The sequence below is a fragment of the Micrococcus sp. KRD077 genome (assembly GCF_017168505.1).
In the GTDB taxonomy this organism is placed as follows: domain Bacteria; phylum Actinomycetota; class Actinomycetes; order Actinomycetales; family Micrococcaceae; genus Micrococcus; species Micrococcus luteus.
In genome coordinates this window covers 1-23144 of record NZ_JABFAZ010000028.1, presented here as the reverse complement: position 1 = coordinate 23144, position 23144 = coordinate 1, and the positions used below count along the sequence as shown (strand labels likewise).

The 23144-nt window shown below is 73.8% G+C and carries 18 protein-coding genes and 2 tRNA genes; 12 read left to right on the top strand and 8 right to left on the bottom strand.

Annotated features, from left to right (window positions below):
- The first annotated feature begins 3 nt into the window (after positions 1–3).
- Positions 4–1995: a malto-oligosyltrehalose trehalohydrolase gene (treZ, locus tag J1M39_RS07360; protein ID WP_206496637.1), complete on the top strand. Its 1992-nt coding sequence runs from the start codon at positions 4–6 to the stop codon at positions 1993–1995.
- A 13-nt stretch (positions 1996–2008) separates the two neighbouring features.
- Here the strand turns inward: treZ and J1M39_RS07355 are convergent, their stop codons facing one another.
- Positions 2009–3310: a DUF4032 domain-containing protein gene (locus J1M39_RS07355; RefSeq protein ID WP_036315928.1), complete on the bottom strand. Its 1302-nt coding sequence runs from the start codon at positions 3308–3310 to the stop codon at positions 2009–2011.
- A gap of 107 nt (positions 3311–3417) precedes the next feature.
- Here J1M39_RS07355 and J1M39_RS07350 point away from each other — a divergent pair, with 107 nt between their 5' ends.
- The 5 genes from J1M39_RS07350 to J1M39_RS07330 all read left to right on the top strand — a co-directional run bounded on the left by J1M39_RS07350 (position 3418) and on the right by J1M39_RS07330 (position 8571).
- Positions 3418–4290, top strand: coding sequence for a DsbA family protein (locus J1M39_RS07350; RefSeq protein ID WP_036315925.1), 873 nt, complete (start codon positions 3418–3420; stop codon positions 4288–4290).
- 119 nt (positions 4291–4409) lie between these two features.
- A tRNA-Thr gene (locus tag J1M39_RS07345) sits at positions 4410–4486 on the top strand.
- A gap of 276 nt (positions 4487–4762) precedes the next feature.
- Positions 4763–6214, top strand: a complete 1452-nt coding sequence (locus J1M39_RS12545) for a S8 family peptidase (RefSeq protein ID WP_225348292.1) — start codon at positions 4763–4765, stop codon at positions 6212–6214.
- 200 nt (positions 6215–6414) lie between these two features.
- Positions 6415–6488: transfer RNA gene (locus J1M39_RS07335), tRNA-Val, on the top strand.
- Between the two features lie 166 nt (positions 6489–6654).
- Positions 6655–8571 (top strand): threonine/serine ThrE exporter family protein, encoded by a 1917-nt coding sequence (locus J1M39_RS07330; RefSeq protein WP_041103089.1) that lies wholly within the window; start codon positions 6655–6657, stop codon positions 8569–8571.
- Between the two features lie 13 nt (positions 8572–8584).
- Here J1M39_RS07330 and J1M39_RS07325 read toward each other — a convergent pair whose 3' ends face one another.
- Positions 8585–9262: a uracil-DNA glycosylase gene (locus tag J1M39_RS07325; protein ID WP_073116088.1), complete on the bottom strand. Its 678-nt coding sequence runs from the start codon at positions 9260–9262 to the stop codon at positions 8585–8587.
- Positions 9263–9298: 36 nt separating this feature from the next.
- Here J1M39_RS07325 and J1M39_RS07320 point away from each other — a divergent pair, with 36 nt between their 5' ends.
- The 3 genes from J1M39_RS07320 (at position 9299) to groL (ending at position 12648) form a co-directional block, all read left to right on the top strand.
- On the top strand, positions 9299–9643 hold the full coding sequence (locus J1M39_RS07320) for a DUF3263 domain-containing protein (protein ID WP_065423782.1): 345 nt from the start codon (positions 9299–9301) through the stop codon (positions 9641–9643).
- A 3-nt stretch (positions 9644–9646) separates the two neighbouring features.
- Entirely contained in the window at positions 9647–10696 is a 1050-nt protein-coding gene (locus J1M39_RS07315; protein WP_158183514.1) for a LytR C-terminal domain-containing protein, read from the top strand.
- A 320-nt stretch (positions 10697–11016) separates the two neighbouring features.
- Positions 11017–12648 carry a chaperonin GroEL gene (gene groL, locus J1M39_RS07310; RefSeq protein ID WP_041103083.1) on the top strand — a complete coding sequence of 544 codons (1632 nt, stop codon included), beginning with the start codon at positions 11017–11019 and terminating at the stop codon, positions 12646–12648.
- Positions 12649–12757: 109 nt separating this feature from the next.
- On the opposite strand, the gene J1M39_RS07305 is transcribed toward groL, so the two are convergent.
- The 5 genes from J1M39_RS07305 to J1M39_RS07285 all read right to left on the bottom strand — a co-directional run bounded on the left by J1M39_RS07305 (position 12758) and on the right by J1M39_RS07285 (position 16882).
- Positions 12758–13690, bottom strand: a complete 933-nt coding sequence (locus J1M39_RS07305) for a DUF4031 domain-containing protein (protein WP_102708738.1) — start codon at positions 13688–13690, stop codon at positions 12758–12760.
- A 67-nt stretch (positions 13691–13757) separates the two neighbouring features.
- A complete protein-coding gene (locus J1M39_RS07300) occupies positions 13758–14048 on the bottom strand; it encodes a WXG100 family type VII secretion target (protein WP_010079419.1) in 291 nt (96 codons plus the stop codon).
- Between the two features lie 55 nt (positions 14049–14103).
- A complete protein-coding gene (locus tag J1M39_RS07295) occupies positions 14104–15909 on the bottom strand; it encodes a sensor histidine kinase (protein WP_102708739.1) in 1806 nt (601 codons plus the stop codon).
- Position 15910: 1 nt separating this feature from the next.
- Entirely contained in the window at positions 15911–16621 is a 711-nt protein-coding gene (locus tag J1M39_RS07290) for a response regulator transcription factor (RefSeq protein WP_041103075.1), read from the bottom strand.
- Positions 16622–16699: 78 nt separating this feature from the next.
- Entirely contained in the window at positions 16700–16882 is a 183-nt protein-coding gene (locus J1M39_RS07285; RefSeq protein WP_230956197.1) for a hypothetical protein, read from the bottom strand.
- Between the two features lie 125 nt (positions 16883–17007).
- On the opposite strand from J1M39_RS07285, the gene pcrA reads away from it, so the two are divergent.
- The 3 genes from pcrA (at position 17008) to sucD (ending at position 21871) form a co-directional block, all read left to right on the top strand.
- Entirely contained in the window at positions 17008–19569 is a 2562-nt protein-coding gene (pcrA, locus tag J1M39_RS07280) for a DNA helicase PcrA (RefSeq protein WP_206496636.1), read from the top strand.
- A gap of 184 nt (positions 19570–19753) precedes the next feature.
- Positions 19754–20923 (top strand): ADP-forming succinate--CoA ligase subunit beta, encoded by a 1170-nt coding sequence (gene sucC / locus J1M39_RS07275; protein ID WP_098093557.1) that lies wholly within the window; start codon positions 19754–19756, stop codon positions 20921–20923.
- A gap of 27 nt (positions 20924–20950) precedes the next feature.
- Entirely contained in the window at positions 20951–21871 is a 921-nt protein-coding gene (gene sucD, locus J1M39_RS07270; protein ID WP_044659020.1) for a succinate--CoA ligase subunit alpha, read from the top strand.
- Between the two features lie 126 nt (positions 21872–21997).
- Here sucD and J1M39_RS07265 read toward each other — a convergent pair whose 3' ends face one another.
- On the bottom strand, positions 21998–23128 hold the full coding sequence (locus tag J1M39_RS07265; RefSeq protein WP_206496635.1) for a VIT1/CCC1 transporter family protein: 1131 nt from the start codon (positions 23126–23128) through the stop codon (positions 21998–22000).
- Between the last annotated feature and the right edge of the window lie 16 nt (positions 23129–23144).

Here is a 23144-nt window from a genome sequence, read left to right as displayed (position 1 = left end):
CCCGTGACCGAGCCCCGTCCGGCCGACGCCCCCGCCCCGGGCCTGCACCCGATCGGCTCCGACCCCGTGGACCCCGCCGCGGCGGAGCGGGCCGCCGTCGACGCCGCGCGCGCCATCCCCTACGCCGTCTGGGCGCCGCACGCCGAGAGCGTCGACCTCGTCCTCGTCGACACCGAGCCCGGCGCCCTGCACGACGCCGAGGACCGCTGGCCCGTCGCCGCCGTCGTGGCCATGGCCCCCGCCGCCGGAGGCTGGTGGACGCCCACGGAGGACCCGCTGGCCGCCCTTGGCCTCGACGCCGCCCAGCCGCCGGCCGACCCCGGCTACGGCTACCGCGTGGACGGGGCGGACCCCGTGCCGGACCCCCGCTCCCGCCGCCAGCCCGACACGGTCCACGGGCCCTCCCGCCGCGACGTCGCCGGCCGCGTCTTCGCGTGGCCGGACGAGGGCTGGGCCGGGCCGCCCGGGGTGGAGTCCGATCCGGCCGCGCCCCAGGGCGGCGGCCTGCGCGGCGCCGTCCTCTACGAGCTGCACGTGGGGACCTTCACGGCGGAGGGGACCCTCGACGCCGCCATCGCCCGCCTGCCGCACCTGAGGGACCTCGGGGTCACCCACGTCGAGCTGCTGCCCGTGAACTCCTTCTCCGGCCCTCGGAACTGGGGCTACGACGGGGTGGCGTGGTTCGCCGTCGACGAGTCCTACGGCGGCCCCGCCGCCTACCGCCGCTTCGTGGCCGCCGCCCACGCCGCCGGCCTCGGCGTGGTCCAGGACGTCGTGCACAACCACCTGGGCCCCTCCGGCAACTACCTGCAGGTGTTCGGGCCGTATCTGGGTCAGGGCGGCACCGGCTGGGGCGACGGCCTGAACCTGGACGGCGCCGACTCGGACGAGGTGCGCCGGCTCGTCCTGGACAACGTCCGCTTCTGGCTCGAGGAGATGCGCGTGGACGGGCTGCGCCTCGACGCGGTGCACGCCCTGCGGGACGCCCGCGCCGTGCACCTGCTCGAGGAGATGGCCGCGCTCGCGGACGGGATCGCGGCCCGTGCCGGCCGACCCGTGCCCCTCGTGGCCGAGTCCGACCTCAACGACCCGCGTCTGGTGCTGCCCCGCGAGGCCGGCGGGCTCGGCCTCGCCGCGGCCTGGAACGACGACGTCCACCACGCCCTGCACGTGGCCGCGACGGGGGAGACCCACGGCTACTACGCGGACTTCGCCCCGCTGGAGGCGGTGGCCAAGGTCATGGAGCGCACCTACTTCCACGACGGCACCCGATCCACCTTCCGCGGCCGCGACCACGGGCGCCCCGTGCCGGACGCCCTCCCCAACCATGCGTGGGTGGCCAGCATCCAGAACCATGACCAGGTGGGCAACCGCGCCGGCGGCGACCGCACCGCGGCCGCCCTGTCCGAGGGCGCGCTCGCGGCCGAGGCCGCCCTGCTGCTGACCGGCCCGCACGTGCCGATGCTCTTCATGGGGGAGGAGTTCGCGGCCTCGACGCCGTGGCCGTTCTTCACCTCGTTCCGCGAGCCCGAGCTCGGGGACGCCGTCCGGCAGGGACGTCGCCGCGAGTTCGCTGCCCACGGCTGGGACCCGGCCGACGTCCCCGACCCGCAGGACTCCGCCACGCGGGACGCGGCGGTGCTGGACTGGGCGGAGGCCGCGGGCGGCGCGGACGGCCACGGCCGCGGGGCGCGCGTGCTCGCCGCCTACCGCACCCTGATCGGCCTGCGCCGCACGCTGCCCCAGCTCACCGACCCTCGCCGCGACCGCGTCCGGGCCGAGGTGGACGCGGCCCGGCGCCACGTGCGCCTCACCCGCGCCGGCGCGGACGCCGACGTCATCCTGCTCGTCGCCCTCGGCGCGGAGCCGCTGCCCGTGCCCGCGGACCTGACGCGGGCCGAGCTCCTCGCCGGCCACGGCGACGACGGCCCCCTCGGCCCCGGCGCGGTGCCGGCGGCGGTCCCGGCCCCCGGCTTCCTGCTCCTGCGCCGCTGAGCCGCGGCCGGCGTCAGTCCGCGTCCGCGGGTGGGACGGCGCGCAGCATGGTGGTCGTGGGGTGCAGCGCCACCGCGTCCTCGTCGCGGCGGGTCCGCAGCACCGTGTCCACGTAGGAGTCCACCGCCTCCTGCAGGGGCACGGCCTGGCCGCGGGCCTCGGAGAGGTACCAGCGGTGCTCGAGGAGCTGGTGCATCACCTCGGCGGGCTCGAGCTTGGCCCGCAGCTCGAGGGGCACCGAGTGGACCACGGGGTCGAACACCTCCACCACCCAGCGGTGCGCCGCGCTCTCGATGTCCATGTACGGGTCCCACTCCCGGCGGGCGGCCTCGATGTCGACGAGCAGCCGCCGGGCCTGGTTCTCCTGGACTTCGAGTCCCGTGAGGCGGGTCAGCCGACGGCGGTGGTAGCCCGCGTGGATCTCGACGGGTCGGGCGATCATCATCCCGGGGGCGTCGGCGGCGCGCAGCGAGTACTCGGCCAGCTCGAAGCCGAGCTCCTGCAGGCGGCGGACGCGGCGGTCCAGGCGCCACGGCTCGGCGCGGGGGAACAGCAGGGGCCCGGTCAGCTCGTCCCACAGCCGGCGGTAGGAGGCCACGAGCAGGTCCGGCGTGGTGACGGGGTCCACCTCCGGGTCCAGCAGCCCGCTGGCCTGCAGGTCCAGCAGCTCGCCGCCCACGTTCACGGCGGCCACGTCCAGGTCGTGCTCGCGCTGCCCGGTGGACAGGCGCTGCCGGAGCTCGCCGGTCTCGGCGTCCACCAGGTGGGCGGCGAACCCGCCCGCGTCGCGCCGGAACAGGACGTTGGACAGGGAGACGTCACCCCAGAAGAACCCCTCGAGGTGCAGCTCCACGAGCAGGGTCGCCAGCGCGTCCATGAGCCGCACGAGGGTGCGGCGCTCGAGGCGCTCCGAGAACACGGCGCGGTACGGCAGGGAGAAGCGCAGGTGCCGGGTGACGAGGGCGGCGGGCAGCGGCGTGCCGTCGTCGTGGGTGCGCCCGGTGACCACGGCCACCGGCACCACCGACGGCGCGGGGCCCCGCTCGAGCCGGCGCAGCAGCCGGTACTCGTGGAACGCGAGCTCCTCCGTGGTCTCCTTCACCGCCACGATGCCCCCGCCCATGCGGGCGAAGCGCACCACGTGACGGGAGATGCCCCGCGGCAGAGCCGCCAGCACCTCACGCGGCCACGTCTCGAGGGGGAGCGCCCAGGGCAGGGCGAGCAGCGACGTCGCCGGGTCCTCGGAGGCGTCCCCCGAGGGGGCCCCCGTGATGGTCAGTCGATCGACGGGGGAGGGGGTCTCGACGGTGTCCATGGTCACGATCCTTCCAGACAGGGCCGCTATGCTCGCCTGGCGCGGCGCGCCCGCTGCCCGCCGGCTCCGGTGCTCGACCCGGACCGACTGCCCCACGAGGAGGACCCTTGGCCCGGAACACGTCAGGCTCGCACACCTCGGCGAAGGACGCCCGTGCGCGTGCCCGCCAGATCCAGGAGGAGCAGCGCAGGAAGGACCGCCGCCGCCGCACCGGCGTCATCTGGGGCTCGGTCCTCGCGGCGGTGCTCGTGATCGGCCTCGTCGTCGCGTTCGTGCTCAACCGCAACGGCGACGACGCCGCGGCCGCCGGCCCCATCCCCGCCGTGACGAACGAGCAGGGCGGCATCGAGTTGACCTCGGCCACGGGCCTGGCGGAGGGCGCGGGAGAACGCGAGGTCGACCCCTCGAGGATCGAGGTGCCGAAGCAGTCCGCGAGCTCCCAGCCCGAGACCCTGCCGGACACCGAGGCCCGGGCGGACGGCGAGCCGACGCGGATCGTGCTCTACGCGGACTTCAACTGCGTGCACTGCGCGGACTTCGAGACCTCCAACGCGGACCAGATCGAGCAGTGGCTCGAACAGGGCGAGGCCACGGTCGAGTACCGGATGGTGGACTACCTGAGCGCCCCGAATAACCAGAACTACTCGGCCCGCGCCGCCAACGCCGCGTACTGCGTGGCGGACCAGAAGCCCGAGGCCTACAACGGCTTCGTGGCCGCCCTGTTCGCCACCTACGACGAGCACCAGGGCAAGGGCCTGGACAACGCGGCGATCACGCAGCTCGCGCAGGAGCACGGCGCGGACATCGCCTCCTGCGTCGAGGACGGCACGTTCCGCTCCGCGGTCGAGCACACCACCCGCCAGGCGCGCGTCGCCGGCGTGGCCGGCACCCCCACCGTGTTCGTGGACGGGAAGAACTGGGCCCTCGACGGCGAGGACAAGACCTTCGCCGATTGGGCGGGCGCCAAGATCGCCGGCTGACCCGGCTGACCCGTCGCCGAGGTCCGCGGGGCGTCCCCACGCAGGGGGCGCCCCGCGCCGTCCGCCCGGGCCTTGTACGCTGAAAGGGCCGGCCGCGGCGCCCCGGGCGCCGGCCGCAGGCCTCCTTAGCTCAGCTGGCCAGAGCAGCTGCCTTGTAAACAGCAGGTCGCCGGTTCGAATCCGGCAGGGGGCTCCACTCCACCGCGGGCCCGACGGCGCCGCGCACCTCCGCCGGGAGGGCGCGGCGCCGTCGTCGTGTCCGGCGCGGGCCGACGCTGGGGCGCCGCTGTGCGCGCCCGTGGCCATCCGCCGGGCTCGGCTGGCGGATCCGCCAGAGATGCCTCGACCATCCGCCAGACTTCGACCCTGGGCCTCGTCGTGACGGAATCGTGACCTTACCGTGATCCCAGTCACCCCGGCCCGAGCCCCTCGGGCACCCGCGTCCGGTGGCCCAGAACTCCGAGGAGATCCCGTGCAGTCCTCCCCACTCCGCAGCACCCGCCGCCGCATCGGCGCCCTCGTGGCCGGCGCCGTCCTCGCCGGCGGGACCCTGACCTCGTCCCCCGCGCTCGCGGCCCCCTCCGGCGACGCCCCCGCCGCACCGGCAGCCACCCCGACCGCCGCCTCGCCCCTGGCGGCGGCGCAGGTCGAGGACCCGAACGCCGACGGCTACGACTCCTTCATCGTCACCTACAAGGAGACCGCCGCCACCGCCCACGCGAAGGGCCGAGCCAACGCCTGGGGCAAGGCCGCGAAGGAGGCCGGCGTCTCCGTGAAGGAGCTGCGTGAGACCGCGCTCGGCTCCCGCGTGGTCAAGGCGGACCGCAAGCTGGATCAGGCCGAGTCCGCGAAGTTCATGGCCGACCTGAAGGCCTCCGGGGCGGTCGAGGCCGTGGAGCCGGACGCCATCCTCACCGCCACCGGCCTGAGCCCCGTGGACGCCCTCTACTCGCAGCAGTGGGGCTTCACCGGCACCCACGGCATGCGGGTCCCCGGGGCGTGGGACCGCACGACGGGCTCCGGTGCGACCGTGGCCGTCATCGACACCGGCATCACCTCCCACCCGGACCTCGACCGCAACGTCGTGCCCGGCTACGACTTCATCTCCGACGGCAGGGCGGCGCGCGACGGCGGGGGCCGCGACTCCAACCCGCGCGACGAGGGCGACTGGTACGCCGCTGGCGAGTGCGGCACCGCCGGTGCCTCCGACTCCTCGTGGCACGGCACCCACGTGGCGGGCACCGTCGCGGCCGTGGCCGACTCCCAGGGTGTCGTCGGCGTGGCCCCGAACGCGAAGATCCAGCCCATCCGCGTGCTCGGCAAGTGCGGCGGTTCGCTGTCCGACATCGCCGACGCGGTCGTGTGGGCCGCCGGCGGCACCGTGGCGGGCGTGCCGGCCAACCCGAACCCGGCGGACGTCATCAACATGTCCCTCGGCGGCTCCGGCACGTGCGGCACCACCTACCAGAACGCGATCAACGCGGCCGTCTCCCGCGGCGTGCCCGTCGTCGTGGCGGCGGGCAACGAGAACCAGCCCGCCGCCAACGTGCGCCCGGCCAACTGCCGGAACACCATCGTGGTGGCCGCCTCCACCTCGCAGGGCGCCCGCGCCTCGTTCTCGAACTACGGCTCCGCCGTGGACGTGACCGCCCCGGGCGCGAACATCATCTCGACCGTGAACAACGGCGCCACCACCCCGACGACGGCCGGCCACGCCGCCTACAACGGCACCTCGATGGCCACCCCGCACGTCGCGGGCCTGGCCGCCCTGCTGCTGGCCGAGCGGCCGAGCCTCACCCCGGCCCAGGTCGAGTCCACCCTCAGGTCCACGGCCCGGTCCATGCCCGTGTCCTGCTCCGCGGGCTGCGGCGCCGGCCTGGCGGACGCCGCCAGGGCGGTCTCCTCCCTCGGTGGCAGCTCCTGACCGGAGCCCGCCCCGGGCGCCGGGACCTCGTTGGTCGCCCAGGGCGGTTTCGAGCCCGGCGCCACGCTGACCGACGCCTGACGTGCTCGTCGGCTCTCGACGGCCGCTCCGCCGTGCGCGGGGTGGCCGTCGCCCGGGTGGACAGGCGGCGCCGCCTGAGGTATCGTTTTTCGAGTTGTCACCCCCATGGGGCGACGCCCGGATCTTTAGCTCAGTTGGTTAGAGCGTTCGCTTCACACGCGAGAGGTCGCTGGTTCGAGTCCAGTAAGATCCACCGCAGCAGGGCCCTCCTCCGGGAGGGCCCTTTCGCGTCCCCGGGCCGCGGTGCCGACGGCCCCGGCGGGGGAGGTGCCGGCGTGGTTGGATGGACGCGTCGGCGGGGCTCGGCCCACCGCCGTGGCGCGTCCAGCGCCCGCACACGGAAGGAGAGGGTGAGCCGCATGGAGCAGGAGGGCACCCAGGAGCCGGCGCGGTTCGACCCCCGCATCGCGGAGCCCCCGGCCGTCCCCACGCTCATCCCCGTGCTGCGCCCGGCCGGCGCCGAGGACGCCGCCGCTGTCGGCGACCTCACGCTCGACCCGGAGGACCCCGGCCTGCTCGACCTCGACCCGGCGGAGTCGGCCCACCCGGCCGCGGTCGCCGTCGAGCCGACGGAGCCGCTGCCGCCCGTGGTCCGCCCCGCCGCCGCCGATCCGGTCTCGGCGCCGGAGCCGCAGCCGGAGGAATCGGCCGAGCCGGAGGCGGAGACGCTGCCGGAGCCGGCCGCGGACGCGCCCCTGACCGAGCCGCCGCTGTCCGAGCAGGTGCCCACCTCCGTCCTGGCGCCCGCGGAGGCCGACGGCGCCCTGCCCGCCCCGGATGTGATCCCCGAGCCGGACATCACCGTCCCGGACCCGGTGGTCCCCGCGGGTCCGCCCGAGAAGCGCGGGCGTCGGCGCGGCCGGCGCTCCCGCGAGGTCTTCGTCGAGAACCTGCCGACGCAGGCGCTCGTGCTGGCCGACCGCCTGCACTCCTCGCCGTACGGGCGCCGCATGCGCTCCACGCTGCAGCAGCGCCGCGCGGAGGCGCAGGCCCTCGAGGCCCGCACGACCCTGGACTTCGCGCTCAAGCTGGGCGAGACGATGTTCAGCTTCGGCGCGGCTTCGCTGGACGTGGAGACCTCGATCATCGTGGCCACGCAGGCCTACGGGATCCTCGAGACCGAGGTGGACCTGACCAACCAGTCCATCTCCCTGAACTACGCGCCCGACTCCTCACGCGGCGAGGCCCCGTTCACCCTCCAGCGGGTGGTCCGCTCGTCCTCGGTGAACTTCGAGGGGCTCGTGGCCGTCCACCGGCTGGTCGAGGAGATCGCCGCGGGCGAGGTGGACCGGGCCGAGGCCCAGCGCCGGCTCGTGGAGATCCGGCATCAGCCCAAGCCGTTCCCCGCCGTCTTCGAGGTCCTCTTCTCCGGCGTGTTCGTGGCCTGCTTCGTGCCGTTCATCGGGGGGACCTGGACGGGCGCGGCCCTGGGCATGGTCTCCACCTGGCTGGTCTTCTGGCTCAAGGTCCAGGCGGACAAGGCGCGCTTCCCGGAGATCTTCTCCACCATGTTCGGGGCGATCACGGCCACGGTGATCGCGCTGATGGCCCACGCCCTCGACCTGCCGGTCAACCCGGCGCTGGTGATCGCCGGCGGCATCATGATGCTCCTGCCCACGGCGAGGTTCGTCACCGCGGTGCAGGACGCCATCCACGGCTTCCCGGTGACCGCCGCGGGCCGCTTCCTCTCCGCGCTGCTCGTGTTCGCCGGGGTGATGGCCGGGATCATGATCGCCGTGGGCATCGGGGATCTCGTGGGATTCGAACAGCTGGACCTGGCCGAGGCGGGGACGCTGAGCTATCCGCCGCTGCTGCTGCTGGGCCTCGTGATGGCCGCGGGCATGGCGGACGCGGTGGTGGAGCAGTCGCGGTGGCCGCAGATCCTGGCCTGCGGTCTCGTGTCCGGGGCCGGCTTCGGCGCGTACCTGGCAGCGCAGCAGATCGGGGTCAGTGACCGGCTGGTGCCCGCGGTCGCCGCGGCGGCGGTCGGGTTCCTCGGCCGCCTGGTGGCCCAGCGGCTCGCGGCCCCGGCGCTCGTGATCGTCCTGCCGTCCATGCTGTTCCTGCTTCCCGGACTCACCATGTTCCGGTCCGTCTACGGGTTCACCGTGGAGACCGGGGCCACGCTGCTGGGCGTCGAGGGACTGTTCAACGCCGCGGTCATCGTCGTGGCGATCGCGGCCGGCGTCGCCTTCGGCAACACCCTGGCCAAGCCGATCACCGACCGGATGGGCACGCTGCTGCCCACCGAGCTCGTGATGCACCAGCGCGGCTGACCGGCGGCCCGGCTCAGTCGGGCAGGCGCCAGTCCACCGGCTCCGCGCCGGCCGCCTCGAGGAGCCGGTTCACCCGGCTGAACGGCCGGGAGCCGAAGAACCCGCGGTGGGCGCTCAGGGGCGAGGGATGCGGGGACTCCACGACGCCGGCCCCCGCCGCCGTCAGCAGCGGCGCCATGCGCCGCGCGTCGGCTCCCCACAGCAGCCCCACGAGCGGGGTGCCGCGCGCACAGAGGGCCCGCACCGCGGCCTCCGTGATCTGCTCCCAGCCGAGGCCGCGGTGGCTGCCGGGTGCGCCGGCCCGCACGCTGAGGGCGCGGTTCAGCAGCAGCACGCCCTGGTCCGTCCACGCGGAGAGGTCGCCGTGGGCGGGCGGGGTGATGCCGAGGTCGTCGTGCAGCTCCCGGTGGATGTTGGCCAGGGAGCGGGGCAGCGGCCGCACGTGGCGGTCCACCGCGAAGCTCAGGCCGATCGGATGGCCCGGCGTCGGGTAGGGGTCCTGGCCCAGCACGAGGACGCGGACGTCCGCGAACGGCTGACGGAACGCCCGCAGGATGTGCTCCGGCGCCGGCAGCACCTGCTCTCCGGCCGCCCGGCGGGCCCGCAGCCGCTCGCCGACCTGCTCGAACGCGGCGGCCTGCGGGGCGAGGGCCGCCTCCCAGCCCGGATCCAGGGGCGCGATGAACTCCATGCCCCGAGCGTAGACCGGGTGGGTACAGTGGCCGCCATGTCCCACCCCACGCCCGTCTCGCCCGATCCGGACCCGGACGAGGGTGCCGATGCGCGGCCACGGCGGGACGAGCTGACGGACCTGGAGCGTGCGGTCCTGGACCTGGAGGCCGCCACCTGGCGGTACGGCGGGGCCAAGGACCACGCCGTCCGAGAGCGTCTGGGGCTGTCTCCGACCGCCTATTATCAGGTGTTGAACGGATTGCTGGACCGTGAGGCCGCCCTGGCCTACCGACCCCTGCTGGTCACGCGGCTGCTGCGCAAGCGCGGCACCCGCAGCCGGGCCCGGAGGGGACCCGCGGATCCGGCGCCGTCCACGCCCGCTTCCCGCCAGGAGAACTGACCCATGGCCTACCAGCCCGACCGCTTCGACGAGGTCCCCGAGTACACGGACCAGCGCGGCGCGCACCGCGAGTCCTTCGCCGCCGCCGGCGCGACCGCCACGGGCGGGGGTCGCCGCCTGAGCCCGCTGCTCTGGGTGGCCGGCCTCGTCCTGCTCGCCGGCCTGTTCGTGGGCGTCGTCCTGCCGTGGCTCACCGGTGACCGCTCGGAGCCCGTCGCCGCTGAGAGCTCGACGACGGCCCCGGCGGCCGAGACGTCGACGTCGGCGTCGTCCGAGTCCTCCTCGGCGTCCTCCGCGTCGGCGTCGACTGCACCCGCGACCGAGTCCCCCACCCCGTCCGAGGACACGGCGGAGGCGTCCCGTTCCGCGGCCGCGGCCGAGTCCGCGCGGGTGGCGCAGGAGGCGGCCGCCGCCGAGGCCGCTGAGTCCTCGCGGGTGGCGCAGGAGGCGGCCGCCGCCGAGGCCGCCGAGTCGTCCCGGGCCGCCGCTGCGGCACAGGCGGCGGAGGCCTCGCGTTCCGAAGCCGCCGCGCAGTCCGCCGAGTCGTCCCGTGCCGCCGCCGAGGCACAGGCGGCGGAGGCCTCGCGTTCCGAGGCCGCCGCGCAGTCCGCAGAGGCGTCCCGGTCGGCGGCGGCCGTCCAGGCGGCAGAGTCCTCGCGCGCCGCCGCGTCCCGTTCGGCCGCCGCGGCGGAGGCCTCGCGCTCGCAGTCCGCGGCCGCGTCGAGCTCTCGTGCGGCCGCGCAGTCCGCGGCCGCGTCGAGCTCTCGTGCGGCCGCGCAGTCCGCGGCCGTGCGCGGCACCCACGTCACCGTGTACAACGCGACCCGTACCCAGGGCCTCGCCGCCTCCTACGCGCAGCGGCTCACGAGCGCCGGCTACACCTCGGTGGACGCGAAGAACTGGAGCGGCTACGGCATCCAGTCCTCCACCGTCCTGTACAACGGCTCGGCCAACAAGGCCGCCGCCGAGGCGGTCGGCAAGGAGCTCGGCTTCCCGGTCATGCAGACCCCGAACCTGCAGGTGAACGGCGTCGCGGTGGTCGTCACCGGCTGACCCGCCCGCCGTGCGGCCGTGCCGGACGCGCACCCTTCCCGGCCCCCCGGCGGGGCGCCTCCCGAGGCGTTCTGCCGGGGGCCGTCCGCCGTCCGCGGAAGAGCGGGCTCCCGCACCGCGGACCCTTTGCACTCTCCCGGTGCGAGTGCTCATAATGGGGTTAGCACTCCGAAGGCGCGACTGCCAGCCGTACCCCGGTCGGTCCGGCGCCGTGGAGGAGGACCTGTCCACCGATGAGGCCCCCAGGGGCCGTCCGTCGCGGGCATCGGCGCGGGTCAGCCACCAGAAGTAGGAAGCCGACGTCCAGAAAGGACCTGCACATGGCCAAGACCATCGCATTCGACGAAGAGGCCCGCCGCGGCCTGGAGAAGGGCCTGAACACCCTGGCCGACGCCGTGAAGGTGACCCTCGGCCCCCGCGGCCGCAACGTGGTGCTGGAGAAGAAGTGGGGCGCCCCCACCATCACCAACGACGGCGTCTCCATCGCCAAGGAGATCGAGCTCGAGGACCCGTACGAGAAGATCGGCGCGGAGCTCGTCAAGGAGGTCGCCAAGAAGACCGACGACGTCGCCGGCGACGGCACCACCACCGCCACCGTGCTGGCCCAGGCGCTGGTCCGCGAGGGCCTGCGCAACGTGGCCGCGGGCGCCGACCCGCTGTCCCTGAAGCGCGGCATCGAGAAGGCCGTGGAGGCCGTCACCTCTGAGCTGCTCTCCGCCTCCCGCGAGATCGAGACCAAGGACCAGATCGCGGCCACCGCCTCGATCTCCGCCGCGGACAAGCAGATCGGCTCCCTCATCGCCGAGGCCCTGGACAAGGTCGGCAAGGAGGGCGTCATCACCGTCGAGGAGTCCAACACCTTCGGCCTCGAGCTCGAGCTCACCGAGGGCATGCGCTTCGACAAGGGCTACATCTCCGGTTACTTCGTGACCGACGCGGACCGCCAGGAGGCCGTCCTCGAGGATCCCTACATCCTCATCGTCAACTCGAAGATCTCCTCCGTGAAGGACATGGTGGCGATCCTCGAGAAGGTCATGCAGTCGGGCAAGCCGCTGCTGATCATCGCCGAGGACGTCGAGGGCGAGGCCCTGGCCACCCTCGTGGTCAACAAGATCCGCGGCACCTTCAAGTCCGTGGCCGTGAAGGCCCCGGGCTTCGGTGACCGCCGCAAGGCCATGCTCGCCGACATCGCCATCCTCACCGGCGGCCAGGTCATCTCCTCCGAGGTGGGCCTGTCCCTGGAGAACGCCACCCTCGACCTGCTGGGCTCCGCCCGCAAGGTGGTCATCACCAAGGACGAGACCACCATCGTGGAGGGTGCCGGCGACGCCGAGCAGATCGCCGGCCGCGTGGCACAGATCCGCTCCGAGATCGAGAACACCGACTCGGACTACGACCGCGAGAAGCTGCAGGAGCGCCTCGCCAAGCTGGCCGGCGGCGTGGCCGTCATCAAGGCCGGCGCGGCCACCGAGGTGGAGCTCAAGGAGCGCAAGCACCGCATCGAGGACGCCGTGCGCAACGCCAAGGCCGCGGTGGAGGAGGGCATCGTCGCCGGCGGCGGCGTGGCCCTGATCCAGGCCGGCGCCAAGGCGTTCGGCGGCCTGCAGCTCGAGGGCGACGAGGCCACCGGCGCGAACATCGTCAAGGTCGCCATCGAGGCCCCGCTGAAGCAGATCGCCTTCAACGCGGGCCTGGAGCCCGGCGTCGTGGCGGACAAGGTCAAGACCCTCGACGACGGCCACGGCCTGAACGCCGCCACCGGCGAGTACGAGGACCTGCTGGCCGCCGGCATCAACGACCCGGTGAAGGTGACCCGCTCGGCCCTGCAGAACGCCGCGTCCATCGCGGGCCTGTTCCTGACCACCGAGGCCGTCGTCGCGGACAAGCCCGAGAAGGCCGCCGCCGGCGCCGAGGGCATGGACCCGATGGGCGGCATGGGCGGCATGATGTGATCAGCCGCTGAGCCGGCCCGGCCCGTTCGGGCGCCCAGCCAGCGAGGCCCGTCTCCCCGTCCGGGGAGGCGGGCCTCGCCGCGTCCGGGCCAGCACCGAGGCGCCCCGCTCAGGCCGACAGCGCGGCTCGTTCCGCCGCCAGATTGCGGCGGGCGGCGGCCTCCCAGCGCGCTCGGCCGGGCGCGGTCCGATACAGCCGCTCGGCGCCCAGCAGGGCGTCCAGCACCGCGCCGCGACCGCGGGCCCAGTCCGCGTCGGACACGTGCGCGTAGTCCCGCCGCACCGCGGCCACGTAGCGGGCGTAGGCCTCGGGGGAGCGGCCGAGGACCTCGAGGTCCGCGTCCGAGAACACCGCCCCGGCCGCGTCGTGCGGGGCCGGGTCGTGGGCGGCGGTGAGCAGCACCAGGCGTGCCACCTCGTCGACGACGTCGGCCGGCACGGCCAGCCGCGGATCGGTGAGCACGTCCCGGGCCAGGGCGGCCGAGTCCGCCTCGTCCTGGCCGGCGGGCGCGGTGGGGTCCCCGGCGTAGACGGCGTCGTGGAACCACGCGGCCAGGCGGACCGCACGCGGATCCGGTCCGGTCTCCGCCCCCGCCCGCTCGAGCAGGTCCACGGACTCGAGCACCGCGAGCAGGTGGGCCGGGTCGTGGTAGTGCCGATGCGGCTCCGTCCAGCGGGCCAGCAGGTCGCGACCCGCCGTCGTCACCGCATCTGGGCTCGCCGCCGTGCCCTCGAACAGCCGCGCCCAGCGCCGGGCGAGGACGACGTCGCGCTTCTCGGCGCGGCTCCGGGCGGGCACGCGCAGCCCCGAGGCGGCGAGGCGGCGCACCAGCTCCCGTCCGGTGACGGGCACCGCCCCGCGGGCCACGAGCTCGGCGCGTCGGTGCGCGGGCACGTCGTAGTGGTCCCGGTCGAAGGCCCGCTCCGAGAGCCCCGCCGCCCGCGCGAACGCGTGGAGCTCCTCGAGGGAGGCGTCGGAGACGAGGTGGGAGAACACGGTGCCGTGGGCGGGCCACGCGGGCGGGTCGATCAGGACGGTCATGCCCCCACTCTAGGAAGCACGGACCGGGGCGCGGCCGGCCGGCCGCACCCCGGACCGTTCCGGGCGCTCAGAACCGGAACATCGCGGCGTTGGCGGTCTCCGCGTCCTGGTACTGGGTGGCGGCGGCGTCCATCGCGCGGCGGATGCCCGCCAGGGACTCCTCCACGCGCTGCTGGGTGGCGCGCCACTCGGTGAGCACACCCTGGAAGTTCGCGGCCGCCTGGCCGCGCCAGGTGTCCTGCAGCTGGCGCAGGTTGGCCTCCATGGTGCTCACCTCCGCCTGGAGGCGGCCGATGGAGCCCTCCACCGCCCCGCTCTTGGCCCGCAGGTCCTCGACGTCGATCTGCACGATGCTCATGTGACTGTCCCCTCTGATGAGTGCTGATGGGCGGCGGGTGCCGCCGGGCACCACGCTAGGGACGCGCGTCGCGCCCGGCCGCCGGGTCGTCCCCGCCTGGGGACGGGGCGTCGGCCTGAGGCGCCTGTGCAGGAGCAGACACCCGGCGGCGGCGCTCGGCCGAGGCGCGACGGAACCGCTCCGCCGCCCGCAGCAGGCGGCTGCGCCGGGCGGCGTCCGCGGCGCTGGCGCCGGCGCCCGACGGCGCGGTCTGGGCGAGAGGGCCGGTGGGTGGGCCGGCCGCGTCGTCGTCGGTGTCCCGTGCGGACGGGCGCTCGTCCTCGACGTCCTCGTCCGCCTCGTCCTCGAACGGCGCCCACGGCAGGTGGACGGAGAAGGTGGCGCCGCCGCCCTCGGTCTCCAGCAGCCGGACGGAGCCGCCGTGCTGGGCCACGATCGCCGCGACGATGGCCAGGCCGAGCCCCGTGCCGCCCGTCTCGCGGTGCCGGGAGGTGTCCGCGCGGTAGAACCGCTCGAAGATGCGGGCGCGGTCCTCCTCGGACACGCCCGGCCCGTGGTCACGGATCTCGATCACGGAGCTGCGGCCCGCGCCGTCCGCCCCGGCCTGGCCGCCGAGGTGGTCGACGGTGCCGACCGCGATCTCGATGGGGGTGCCGGCGGGGGTGTAGCGCAGGGCGTTGGCCATGAGGTTCACCACCACCTGGCGCATCCGGTTCTCGTCGCCGAGGATGGGCGCCGGGGCCGCCCGGTCGCCGTCGGGGCCCACGAGGGTGACCTTGCGGTCCGGGGCGTTCACGGAGGCGTCCATCATGGAGTCCATCGCGAGGATGAGCAGGTCCACCGGGGCGTGCTCGAGGGGGCGCTGCTCGTCGAGGCGGGCCAGGGTGAGCAGGTCCTCCACGAGGCGGGTCATGCGGGTGGCCTCGGACTCGATGCGCTGCATGGCGGCGGCGACGTCCTCCTCCTCGCGCAGCCCGCCGTGCCGGTACAGCTCGGAGAATCCGCGGATGGTGACCAGGGGGGTGCGCAGCTCGTGGGAGGCGTCCTGCACGAAGCGGCGCATCTTGTCCTCGGAGATCTCCTTGTCCCGGAACGCGGACTCGATGTGCGCGAGCATGGCATTGAGGGAGCGGGAGAGCCGGCCCACCTCGGTGTCGGGCGCCGCGCTCTCCACGCGCTGGCTCAGGTCGCCGGCGGCGATCTTGGCGGCGGTGCGCTCCACGCGGTTCAGGGTGCGGAACGCGCGCTGGACCGCCAGGTTGGCCACGATCACGGTGCCCGCCGTCGCGAGCAGGCCGATGGTCACGACGATCGAGGTGACGCGCTCGACGGAGGAGGTCACGCTCTGCAGGGGAAGGGCCACGGCCATGGTGCCGTCGCCGCTGCTGAGCCCGTACAGCTGCACGCGCCAGCCGCTCGAGTCCGGCTGTGTGCCGGGCACCTCGAAGGAGGCGGAGCCGCGCTCCAGGGCCTCGGCCGGGGTGATGTCCGGCAGGGCCGGCTCGTCCGCACCCGGCATCACCGGGGTCTGGACGACCCGCGCGCCCTCGTTGTCCCACACGACGCCGTAGAAGCGCAGGATGGGCAGCTGCGGCATGTAGTACTCGCCGGTCTGGGCGACGTTGGCCAGGTACATCGAGACGGTGTCCCGGTTGGCGGCCATGTCCTCGTCCAGCTGGCGCACCGCCTCCTGGCGGAACAGCACCGCGGTCGCCACGGCGGTCACGGCGACCAGGGCCAGCATGAGCGCCGCGATCATCACGACCAGCTTGGTGCGCAGGGACTGCCCCTGCCACGTGCCCCTCAGCCAGGCGCGCGGATGGCGGACGCGGGCCGCCGCGGCGTCGAGCCGCGCACGCACGTCAGCGCTTGTCCGCGGTGCGGAGCATGTAGCCGACGCCGCGCTTGGTGTGGATCATCTTCTCGCGGCCGCCGACGTCGATCTTGCGGCGCAGGTAGGAGATGTAGGACTCGACGATCGAGGCGTCCCCGTTGAAGTCGTACTCCCACACGTGGTCCAGGATCTGGGCCTTCGAGAGCACCCGGTTCGGGTTCATCATGAGGTAGCGCAGCAGCTTGAACTCGGTGGGGGAGAGCTCCACGACCTCGCCGCCGCGGCGGACCTCGTGCGCGTCGTCGTCGAGCTCGAGATCGTCCACGCGCAGCACCGCCGCGTCGTCGTCGTCGAGGGAGGCAGTGCGGCGCAGCACGGCGCGGATGCGGGCGACCACCTCGTCGAGGGAGAACGGCTTGGTCACGTAGTCGTCACCGCCGACCGTCAGGCCGGTGATCTTGTCCTCGGTGCCGTCCCGCGCGGTGAGGAACACGACGGGGAAGTGACGGCCGGCGGAGCGCAGGCGGCGGGTCACGGTGAAGCCGTCCATGTCCGGGAGCATCACGTCCAGCACGGCCAGGTCCGGCTGGAACTCCTCGGCGGCGTCCAGGGCCTCCCGGCCGTTGGCCGCGGCCGTGACCTCGAAGCCGGCGTAGCGCAGGGACGTGGAGAGCAGCTCGCGGATGTTGGGCTCGTCGTCCACCACCAGGAGGCGTGCTTCGGGGTTCTGAGGCTGCATGGGGCCCAGTCAACCGCCCCGACCTGGGAACACCCTGAAAGGGTGCTGGATGTCACGGGGCGTCGTTGGCCCGACGGCTCAGGGGCGCGAGCGCCGGACGGCGCCCAGCACCACGTGCAGCAGCATCAGGCCGAAGCCGACGGGCAGGCCGAACAGCGCGAGCGCGAACAGCGCCGGGGACGCCGGCCACGCCAGGAAGTACGCGACCAGCAGGGCCACCAGGGCCAGAGCGGACACCGCCGTCACGGCCACGCCCAGCACCAGGACGACGCCACGACCGCCCCGGTGATCGGCGGGGTCGGCGGGTGGGGCGGGGCGGCGCGGTGGGGGATGGCGACGACGGCGCCCCCTGTCGCGTCCGGGGCCGCGCCTAGACTGGGTCCGCCATGGCTGACCTCTTCTCCGCGCTCGGACGCACGCCCCTGAACCTCGACCGCACCCGCCGCCCGGCGGACCCGGAGACCGCCCTGCCCGGGCTCGTGCCCCCGGCCGTCACGCGCGCCGCCGCCGACCCCGAGGCCTGGGGCGTGGACGCCCGCCCGGCCGCGCCGTCGCACACTCCGGAGTCGCTCGTGGCGGGGCTCAACCCGCAGCAGGCAGCCGCGGTGACCCACACGGGGGCGCCCCTGCTGATCGTCGCGGGCGCCGGCTCGGGCAAGACCCGGGTGCTGACCCACCGCATCGCGTGGCTGCTCGCCACCGGACGGGCGCGGCCGCACGAGATCCTCGCCATCACCTTCACGAACAAGGCCGCCGCGGAGATGCGCGAGCGTGTGGCCGGGCTGATCGGTCCCACCGCCCAGCGGATGTGGATCTCCACGTTCCACTCCTCCGCCGTGCGGCTGCTGCGCAACGAGGCCGCCAACATCGGGCTGAAGTCCACGTTCACCATCTACGACTCGGCGGACAGCCTGCGCCTGGTCACCACCGTCGCCAAGCAGCACGAGCTGGACCCGAAGCGCTTCGCGCCCAAGGCCCTGCTGAACCGCATCAGCTCCCTGAAGAACGAGCTCGTGGAGGCGGACGACTACGCCGCCACCGTGGCCGAGGGGGACCCGTGGGGCCGCGCCGTCGCCGCCGTCTACCGGGACTACACGGCCCGCCTGCGCCAAGCCAACGCCCTGGACTTCGACGACCTGATCGGCATGACGGTCCACATGTTCGAGGCGTTCCCGCGCGTGCTGGACAACTACCGCCGCCGGTTCCGCCACGTCCTCGTGGACGAGTACCAGGACACCAACCACGCCCAGTACCGCCTGATCCGGCTCCTCTCCGGCCCGGCGGGCGACCCCGAGGGCGTGGAGACCCCCGGCGGCGAGCTGACGGTCGTCGGCGACTCGGACCAGTCCATCTACGCGTTCCGCGGCGCGGACATCCGCAACATCGTCGAGTTCGAGCAGGACTTCACGGACGCCGCCACCATCAAGCTCGAGCAGAACTACCGCTCCACACAGACCATCCTGGACGCCGCCAACGCGGTGATCGAGCGCAACCCGGACCGCCGTCCCAAGCGCCTGTGGACGGCCGAGGGGGAGGGCCCCGCGATCGTCGGCTATGCCGCGGAGAACGAGTCCGCCGAGGCGGAGTGGATCGCCACCACCATCGACCGGCTGCAGGACGAGGACGGGATCCGCCCGGCCGACGTCGCCGTGTTCTACCGGACCAACGCGCAGTCCCGCGCGCTCGAGGAGCGGCTGGTGACGCGCGGCATCCCGTACCGCGTCATCGGCGGCACGCGCTTCTACGACCGCAAGGAGATCAAGGACGCGCTCGCCTACCTGCGGGTGATCGTCAACCCCGACGACGACGTCAACGTGCGCCGCATCCTCAACGAGCCCAAGCGGGGCATCGGGGACCGGGCCGAGGGCGCCATCGCCGCGTGGGCCGAGCGCAACCGCTCCACGTTCTCCGCGGCCCTGCGCGACGCCGAGAACGCCCCCGGCATGGCCGCGCGCTCGCTCAAGGCCGTCCGTGGCTTCGTGCAGATGATGGACGACCTCGGCCAGGTCGCCGAGTCCGCCGGCCCGGCCACCGTCCTGGAGGCCGTCCTCGAGCAGTCCGGCATGCTGGCCGCCCTCCGCGAGTCCGAGGACCTGCAGGACGAGTCCCGCGCGGACAACCTCGGCGAGCTCGTCGCCGTCGTCCGCTCCTTCGAGACGTCGCACCCGGACGGCACCCTGTCCGACTTCCTCGAGCAGGTCGCGCTCGTGGCGGACGCGGACCAGCTGCCCACGGCCCCGGACGTGGAGGGCGAGGCGCTCGCGGAGCAGCAGGGCCAGGTCACGCTCATGACGCTGCACACCGCCAAGGGCCTCGAGTTCCCCGTGGTGTTCCTGACGGGCATGGAGCACGGGGTGTTCCCGCACGCCCGCTCGATGACGGACGAGAAGGAGCTCGCGGAGGAGCGTCGCCTGGCGTACGTGGGCCTGACGCGCGCCCGCCGTCGCCTGTTCCTGACGCGCGCCGAGGCACGCTCGCTGTGGGGCCAGCACCAGTTCAACCCGCCCAGCCAGTTCCTCGGGGAGATCCCGGAGACGCTCATCGACTGGGAGCGGGAGGGCACCACGCGCTCGGCCGGGTCGTTGAGCCTGACCGGCGCCGGCACCTCGCGGTACGCGGGGCGGTTCGGGGGCGGCCGGCCGGCGTGGCGGTCCCGGGACGACGACGGCGCGCGGCCCCAGCGCCTCACCCGCGGGGACGAGCCGGCGGACCTCACGGTGCCCTCCGCCGTGGTGCGCGGGAAGGCGCCGAGCCGGGTGCAGCCGCAGAAGGAGATCGTGGCGCTCAGCCCGGGCGACCGCGTCTCCCACGCGACCTTCGGCGAGGGGCGTGTGGACGCCGTCGCGGGCGCGGGGGACAAGACCGTCGCGACCGTCACCTTCGACGCCACCGGGGCGCAGAAGCGGCTGCTGCTGCGCTACGCCCCGCTGACGAAGGTCGAGGGCTGACGGGACCGGCCCGCCGACTCCCCGGTCTCTCCGGGGTGTGGACTAGAGTGAGCCGTGGAACGCCGCCGTCCGCCGCCCTGCTGTGCCCCCGTGCCCGGCCCGGCCACGGAGGGGGCGTCGACGTCGGCCGCGCCCGCGGGCGAGGCCGGCAGACCCTGTCTTCGACCAAGAAGGACACACCACCGTGGACCTGTATGAGTACCAGGCGCGCGATCTGTTCGAGGCGCACGGCGTCCCCGTGCTGGCCGGCATCGTTGCGCAGACCCCGGACGAGGCCAAGGCGGCCGCGGAGAAGATCGGCGGCGTCACCGTCGTCAAGGCGCAGGTGAAGGTCGGCGGCCGCGGCAAGGCCGGCGGCGTGAAGGTCGCCAAGACGGCCGACGAGGCCTACGAGCACGCCAAGGCCATCCTGGGGATGGACATCAAGGGCCACACCGTGCACCAGGTCATGATCGCCCAGGGCGCCGACATCGCCGAGGAGTACTACTTCTCCGTGCTGCTGGACCGCGCCAACCGCACCTACCTGGCCATGTGCTCGGTCGAGGGCGGCATGGAGATCGAGCAGCTCGCCGAGGAGCGCCCCGAGGCCCTCGCCAAGGTGCCCGTCTCCCCGCTGACCGGCATCGACGCCGAGACCGCCCAGAAGATCGTCACCGAGGCGGGCTTCCCCGAGGAGCTGCGCGCCGACGTCGCCGAGGTCATCCAGAAGCTCTGGGAGGTCTTCGAGAAGGAGGACGCCACCCTCGTCGAGGTGAACCCGCTGGTGAAGACCGGCGACGGCACGATCCTCGCCCTGGACGGCAAGGTCTCCCTCGACGACAACGCGGCGTTCCGCCACGAGGGCCACGCCGCCCTCGTCGACGAGCGCACCGAGGACCCGCTGGAGGCCAAGGCCAAGGCCAACGACCTCAACTACGTGAAGCTGGACGGCCAGGTCGGCGTGATCGGCAACGGCGCCGGCCTCGTGATGTCCACCCTCGACGTCGTCGCGTACGCCGGTGAGAACCACGGCGGCGTGAAGCCGGCCAACTTCCTGGACATCGGAGGCGGCGCCAACGCCGAGGTCATGGCCAACGGCCTCGATGTCATCCTGGGCGACGAGCAGGTCAAGTCCGTGTTCGTGAACGTCTTCGGCGGCATCACCGCGTGCGACGCCGTCGCGAACGGCATCGTCAAGGCCCTCGAGATCCTGGGCGACACCGCCACCAAGCCGCTGGTCGTGCGTCTGGACGGCAACGCCGTGGAGGAGGGCCGCCGCATCCTGCAGGAGGCGAACCACCCGCTCGTCACCCTGGCCGCCACCATGGACGAGGGCGCCGACAAGGCCGCCGAGCTCGCCCACTCCGCGAACTGACCGTTCGGAAAGACTGAGGAAACAGCTATGTCGATCTACCTGAACAAGGACTCCAAGGTCATCGTCCAGGGCATCACCGGCGGTGAGGGCACCAAGCACACCCGCCTCATGCTCAAGGCCGGCACGAACATCGTGGGCGGCGTGAACGCCCGCAAGGCCGGCACCACCGTGTCCCACGAGGACAAGGACGGCAACGCCGTCGAGCTGCCCGTCTTCGGCACCGTCAAGGAGGCCATGGAGAAGACCGGTGCGGACGTGTCCGTGGCCTTCGTGCCGCCGGCCTTCGCCAAGGACGCCGCCATCGAGGCCATCGAGGCCGAGATCCCGCTGCTCGTGGTCATCACCGAGGGCATCCCGGTGCAGGACACCGCCGAGTTCTTCGCCCTGTCCCAGTCCAAGACCGGCGAGGACGGCAAGCCGAAGACCCGCATCATCGGCCCGAACTGCCCCGGCGTCATCACCCCGGGCGAGGCCCTGGCGGGCATCACCCCGGCCACCATCACCGGCTCCGGCCCCATCGGCCTCGTGTCCAAGTCCGGCACGCTGACCTACCAGATGATGTACGAGCTGCGTGACTTCGGCTTCTCCACCGCCATCGGCATCGGCGGCGACCCGATCATCGGCACCACCCACATCGACGCCCTCGAGGCGTTCGAGGCCGACCCGGACACCCAGGCCATCGTGATGATCGGCGAGATCGGCGGCGACGCCGAGGAGCGTGCGGCCGAGTTCATCAAGGCCAACGTCACCAAGCCGGTCGTCGGCTACGTGGCCGGCTTCACCGCCCCGGAGGGCAAGACCATGGGCCACGCCGGCGCCATCGTCTCCGGCTCCGCCGGCACCGCGCAGGCCAAGAAGGAGGCCCTCGAGGCCGCGGGCGTGAAGGTCGGCAAGACCCCGTCCGAGACCGCCCAGCTCATGCGGGAGATCCTGCAGGCCCAGGCCTGATCCCGCGGTGGGGGGCGCCGATGCCGGCGCTCCGCACCGGCAGGCGGATGCACCACGGCCCCTGTCCCTCGTCCTGAGGGGCAGGGGCCGTGTGCTGTGCGGGGCGGAGCAGGCGGTGGGCGCCCGTCAGCCCACGTTCGCGCCGAAGAGCAGGCCGAGCACGTACGTCACGGCAGCGGCGCCGAAGCCGATCGCGAGCTGGCGCAGGCCCCGAGCCAGCGGTGAGGAGCCGGACAACAGCCCGACCACACCGCCGGTGAAGAGCAGGGCCGCGCCCACCATCACCGCCGCCAGGCCCAGGGCCCACAGCCCGGACATGCCGAAGATGTACGGCAGGATCGGGATGAGTGCGCCGGAGGCGAAGAACGCGAAGCTGGACAGGGAGGCGCTCCACGCCGAGCCGATCTCCGCGAAGGAGTCCGAGTGGTCCACCGGCCCCTGGGAGCCGTCGGGACGGGCGGAGAACTGCGGGTTGCAGTCGCACGTGAGATAGCCGAGGCGCTCGAGCGCGCGGTGCTCGGCATCCTCGGGCGTCATGCCGCGGGCCAGGTAGACGAGCTTGAGCTCGTTGTGGTCCAGGTCCAGGTGCTGGGCCGCCTCGAGGGTGATCTGGGTGGGGGAGGAGGCCTCGAGCAGCTCCCGCTGGGACCGCACCGAGACGTACTCGCCGGCCGCCATGGACAGCGCGCCCGCCAGCAGGCCGGCCACGCCGGTGAACAGCACCACGGACGGCGCCACGCCCGTCGCGCCGATGCCCATCACGAGCGCCAGGTTGGAGACCAGCCCGTCGTTCATGCCGAAGACGGCGGCGCGGAAGTTGCCGGCCAGCTGCTCGCGACCCCGGGCGGCGAGGCCGCGCACGACCTCCTCGTGGATGGCCTCGTCCGCCACCATGCCCTCGGGGGCGTCCTGGTCCTCCGCGTAGGGAGTGTCCGACTCGGCGCGCTGGGCCAGGGCCAGCACGAACACGGAGCCGAAGATCCGCGCGAGCCAGCGCAGCAGGATGCGGTGCAGGGAGGGGCGCGGCGGGTTCTCGGCGTGCTCGCCCAGGAGGGCCCGCCAGTGCTGTTCGTGGCGGCGCTCGGCCTCGGCGAGGCCGAGCAGGATGTCGCGCTCCACGCCGTCCTTGCGAGCGGCGATGTCGCGGTAGATCTGGCCCTCGGCGATCTCGTCGGCGAGGTAGCGGCGCCAGCGTCGGACCTGTTCGCGGGTCGGCTCGGGACGTGCCGCGGGCGTGGCGGTGTGGGCGGGGCTCATGGGGCTCCATCGGATG